Origin of the sequence: Desulfonatronospira sp., from assembly GCA_003563255.1 — a bacterium.
Taxonomy (GTDB): Bacteria; Desulfobacterota; Desulfovibrionia; order Desulfovibrionales; family Desulfonatronovibrionaceae; genus Desulfonatronospira.
The window spans coordinates 1-3,802 of sequence record PWSL01000044.1 but is presented as its reverse complement, the minus strand read 5'-3'; the positions used below and the strand labels follow the sequence as shown (position 1 = coordinate 3,802).

Annotated in this window: 5 protein-coding genes; all 5 read left to right on the top strand. The window is 50.9% G+C overall.

The annotated features are described in order from the left end of the window. The coding region (locus QZP87_RS01415) for a hypothetical protein (protein WP_291321138.1) at window positions 1–378 on the top strand (378 nt) is incomplete at its 5' end. Between the two features lie 34 nt (window positions 379–412). Next, window positions 413–733 carry a hypothetical protein gene (locus QZP87_RS01410; protein WP_291321137.1) on the top strand — a complete coding sequence of 107 codons (321 nt, stop codon included), beginning with the start codon at window positions 413–415 and terminating at the stop codon, window positions 731–733. A gap of 241 nt (window positions 734–974) precedes the next feature. After that, window positions 975–1,265, top strand: coding sequence for a hypothetical protein (locus QZP87_RS01405; RefSeq protein WP_291321136.1), 291 nt, complete (start codon window positions 975–977; stop codon window positions 1,263–1,265). After that, window positions 1,262–3,061 (top strand): DegT/DnrJ/EryC1/StrS family aminotransferase, encoded by a 1,800-nt coding sequence (locus QZP87_RS01400; protein WP_363330969.1) that lies wholly within the window; start codon window positions 1,262–1,264, stop codon window positions 3,059–3,061. Before QZP87_RS01405 ends, QZP87_RS01400 begins: the two co-directional genes overlap by 4 nt. 103 nt (window positions 3,062–3,164) lie before the next feature. Then, window positions 3,165–3,626: a radical SAM protein gene (locus tag QZP87_RS01395; protein ID WP_291321135.1), complete on the top strand. Its 462-nt coding sequence runs from the start codon at window positions 3,165–3,167 to the stop codon at window positions 3,624–3,626. Window positions 3,627–3,802 lie beyond the last annotated feature (176 nt).

The following is a 3,802-nucleotide window of genomic DNA, read 5'->3' as shown; positions in this document are numbered from 1 at the left end:
GTTACCCATTTCAAGCATGGTATGCTTTGGGCAATTAATCCCCCAGATTCCCCATTTCATGCATGGCATGTTTTGGGCAATTCAGCACGTCATTTACCCATTTCAAGCAATGCACAAATTGGGCAATCCATCACCTATTCCCCCGGTATCTACCTTCCCCATTTCATGCTAGGTATACTATGGGCACTTAAGGCGACTTTTTACCCATTTCAGGCATTGCCTGATGTGGGCAATTCAGCGCCTTTGTTACCCATTGTGAGCGCCAACCTAAATGGGAAGGGACATTATGTTGCGAGTTTAGTTATGTTGCCAGTATCCCGCTATACTCCGCCTGCCTTTAGTATTTTTTTTAACATACCCTGCATACCCCGCCCTTGAGGTAGTTCCCAAGAGTGTCTTCTGCTGGCCAGGTATGGTGTTTACCAATATCTTCAATCCCAGAGCCGCCATCCGCAAGATGGACCAGGTCAGGAACACCCTGGTCAAAAATCATGCTACCCTCGGAGCTATCTGCACCTTTATCTGCGGAGTGACTATCGGCAGTTATGCTTTTGTGGGAGCCGGGACCGTGGTCACCAGGGACGTGCCGGACCATGCCCTGGTTACGGGCAATCCCGCCCGCCAGACCGGCTGGGTATGTATGTGTGGAGAAAGGCTGGAGGAGGACCTGGTCTGCGTCAAATGCAATAAGCAGTACATTTGTGATCCGGAAAGTCATAAGTTAACGGCTTAGAATCAATGTCAGTGCAAGCCGTGCAACCTGTTTGCCTCGTTGAATTTCTGCCTTCCTGGCCCCGTGTACTTCCAGCACATTGCGATAAAACCTCTGGCTGTTTTATCGGGGCCTTTTATTCAACCGGGGATGGGCGAAGCAAATCGTTATTTTTTGTGTTGCAGACACAGCCAGCCTTAGTGTATATCCTCGGAGAAGGCATAGATTCAGATAGCTGAAAACCTAAATTCTGGAGATAATCATGCAGATAAAGGCCACTTACAATCGGGGCTGCCTTGAATTTTCAGTTCCCATCAGGCTTAGCCGGGAAGAATTTACAGTGCTAGTGGATCTTCCGGATGATGTAGTTTTATCCACAGAGGCCGGCTCAAAACAGGAGAAATCTGCCCCGTCTTCAGAGGAGGCGGGATCTAAGCTTCTGGCAAAGTTTCGCAGAATCCTGGGCTCGATGCACAGGCAGCGACCTTCTGCAAGTGTGGGAGAAGATAATGATGCCTATGCAGAAGCTCTTGGGGAAAAATACGGACAATGAAAAACCTTGTTTTTGATGTCAATGTCATCCTCGACCTTTGGCTGGAGCGCAAATCCGAAGCTCAACTACTGCAACTGGCTGGTATTCTGGAATCGGGAACGGGTGATGGGTATAACTGTTGGATATGCAGCTCCAGCCTGCATGTACTTGAATACGTTACCCGCAGGGAACTGAAAAGAGACGGTGCTGATCCCCACACAGCCAAGCTCACTTCAAGGCAGCTAATGGAGCAACTATTTGAGTACGTCTCTGTTTTGAGCTGTTTTGGATTCCAGCAGGATGACAATTTACTTTCGCGTACGGACCTGGAAGATGCCCAGATTGTTCGTGCAGCCTCCCTGTTAAATAGCCCGACTTCCATTGTCACCAATGAAAAGCGCTTTGATACTTCAGGGACAGAGGTTTTGGAACTTATGCCCTCTGAGGTCCCAGGCTGGCTGCGGGAACCTGCATCCTCGTCAATCGTCTTCGTGGACCTGGCCGCTCAGCAAGATGGTATCCGTACATCCCTGGAGAAGAATATTCATACTGTCCTGCATCACGGCAGGTATATCCTGGGTCCGGAGGTGGCAGAGCTGGAAAATCGCCTGGCAGAGTATACAGGTGTAAAGCACTGTATCAGCTGCTCCTCTGGCACGGACGCCCTGCTCATGTCCCTTATGGCTCTCGATGTAGGCCCCGGTGACGCGGTATTCACCACTCCTTTCACTTTCATAGCCACGGCAGACGTGATAGCCAGACTGGGTGCTACCCCGGTATTCGTGGACATAGACCCCCAGACCTACAACATTGACCCGGACAAGCTGGAACAGGCCATCCAGGCTGTGCAGCAAAACGATCCTTCTCAACATCCTTTGCCTCGTACTCCAGGCTCCATGCCCCATGTTTACCCCGTGAAACAGCCCGGAGGGCTTCCTGTCGAAGACAGGAGTTTCACCGAGGCCCCATGCCAGTTAAATCCCAAATGTGTAATCCCCGTAGATCTCTACGGTCTGCCCTGCGATTATGACCGCATTTTCTCCGTGGTTTCCTCTTATAACGAAGAACGAGGAACGACGAACGATCAACGAATTACGATAATCCAGGATGCGGCCCAGTCTTTCGGGGCGGAATACCAGGGCGGCTTGTGTCCCACCCTGGGAGATATCGGGTGTACATCGTTCTTTCCTTCCAAGCCCCTGGGCGGTTACGGTGACGGAGGTGCTCTTTTTACAGACAATGCAGACCTGGCTGACAAGCTCAAGTCCATCCGGGTGCACGGCCAGGGCCTGCCCGGTGAAACAAATCCGAAGGATTTCCTGCATAGCAGGGTTTCACTGGGAGCTTCCAAGTATGACACTATCCGGCTGGGCCTAAAAGGTCGCATGGATACTCTGCAGGCAGCAATTGTGCTCCCTAAGCTGGAGATTTACCCCCACGAGCTGGAACAGCGCCGCCAGGCAGCTCAATACTATAATGAATTGCTTGGCCCTGGCTCCTCGGCCCTTGTACCTCCTTTTGTCCCCCAAGGGTACAACAGCGCCTGGGCCTTGTACACTGTCCTGGCAATGGACAGCGAGCAAAGATCTGATCTGCAGACCAGACTCAAGAATGCTGGAATCCCAAGCGTGATCTACTACGGCCGGCCTCTGCACTTACAGCCGTTGTTCGAGCCCCTGGGATACAGACAGGGAGATTTCCCCGTGGCTGAGGACTGCGCCTCCAGATGTTTCAGTCTGCCCATGCATCCGTATCTTTCCTGGCAGGAGCAGGAAAGAATTTGCGAAGTAATCAGGGATACAGTGAACAACACATGAAAATATTTTCAGGTTTGCCAGGCATTACAGACTTTTTGCGCTGTAACCTTATACCCACGAGCGATGAGCTACGAGCTATCAGCCACCAGCCACCAGCTAACTTATGACTACTGACAAAATACAATCATTTCCTAGCCGCATAGTTTTGGAGCTCACTCCAGACTGCAACCTATCCTGCCCCATGTGTCCCAGGCAGCATATCAAGCTTGAGGAGAGCTACATGACCTGGGAGATGTACAAAAAGTTACTGGATGAAATACAGGAAGAAAACAGCCAGGCAGTGGTCCTGCCCTTCTGGCGGGGTGAGAGCTGCATGCATCCAGAGTTCCTTGAAATGCTGGACTACGCCCTGTCCCAGGACTTCAGGATTCACCTCTCCACCAATGGCCATTTCATGAGTCGGGAGCATATGGAGGTATTTTACAGGTGCGAGTTCGTGACCTTCAGCCTGCATACGGACAAGGGCTTCCAGAACGCCTGCAGGCTGGTAGAAAACAGAAGGCATTGGGGACAGACGAAAAATTATGGACTTTTATTCTCATTTCGGCTACCTCTTTTTCCATAGACATCAACCCTCACCCCATGGAGGTTCACCATGCCAAGAAACGCCAGGTTTACTTTGCCTCACAGACCCACGGTTTACCCGGTTAAATAGCTTGAGGTTTCAGTATCTATCCTATTATTACTGCACGTGATTTAAGTAACCGCTATCTTCCATGGTATGCCCTGTGCGCCTCAAGC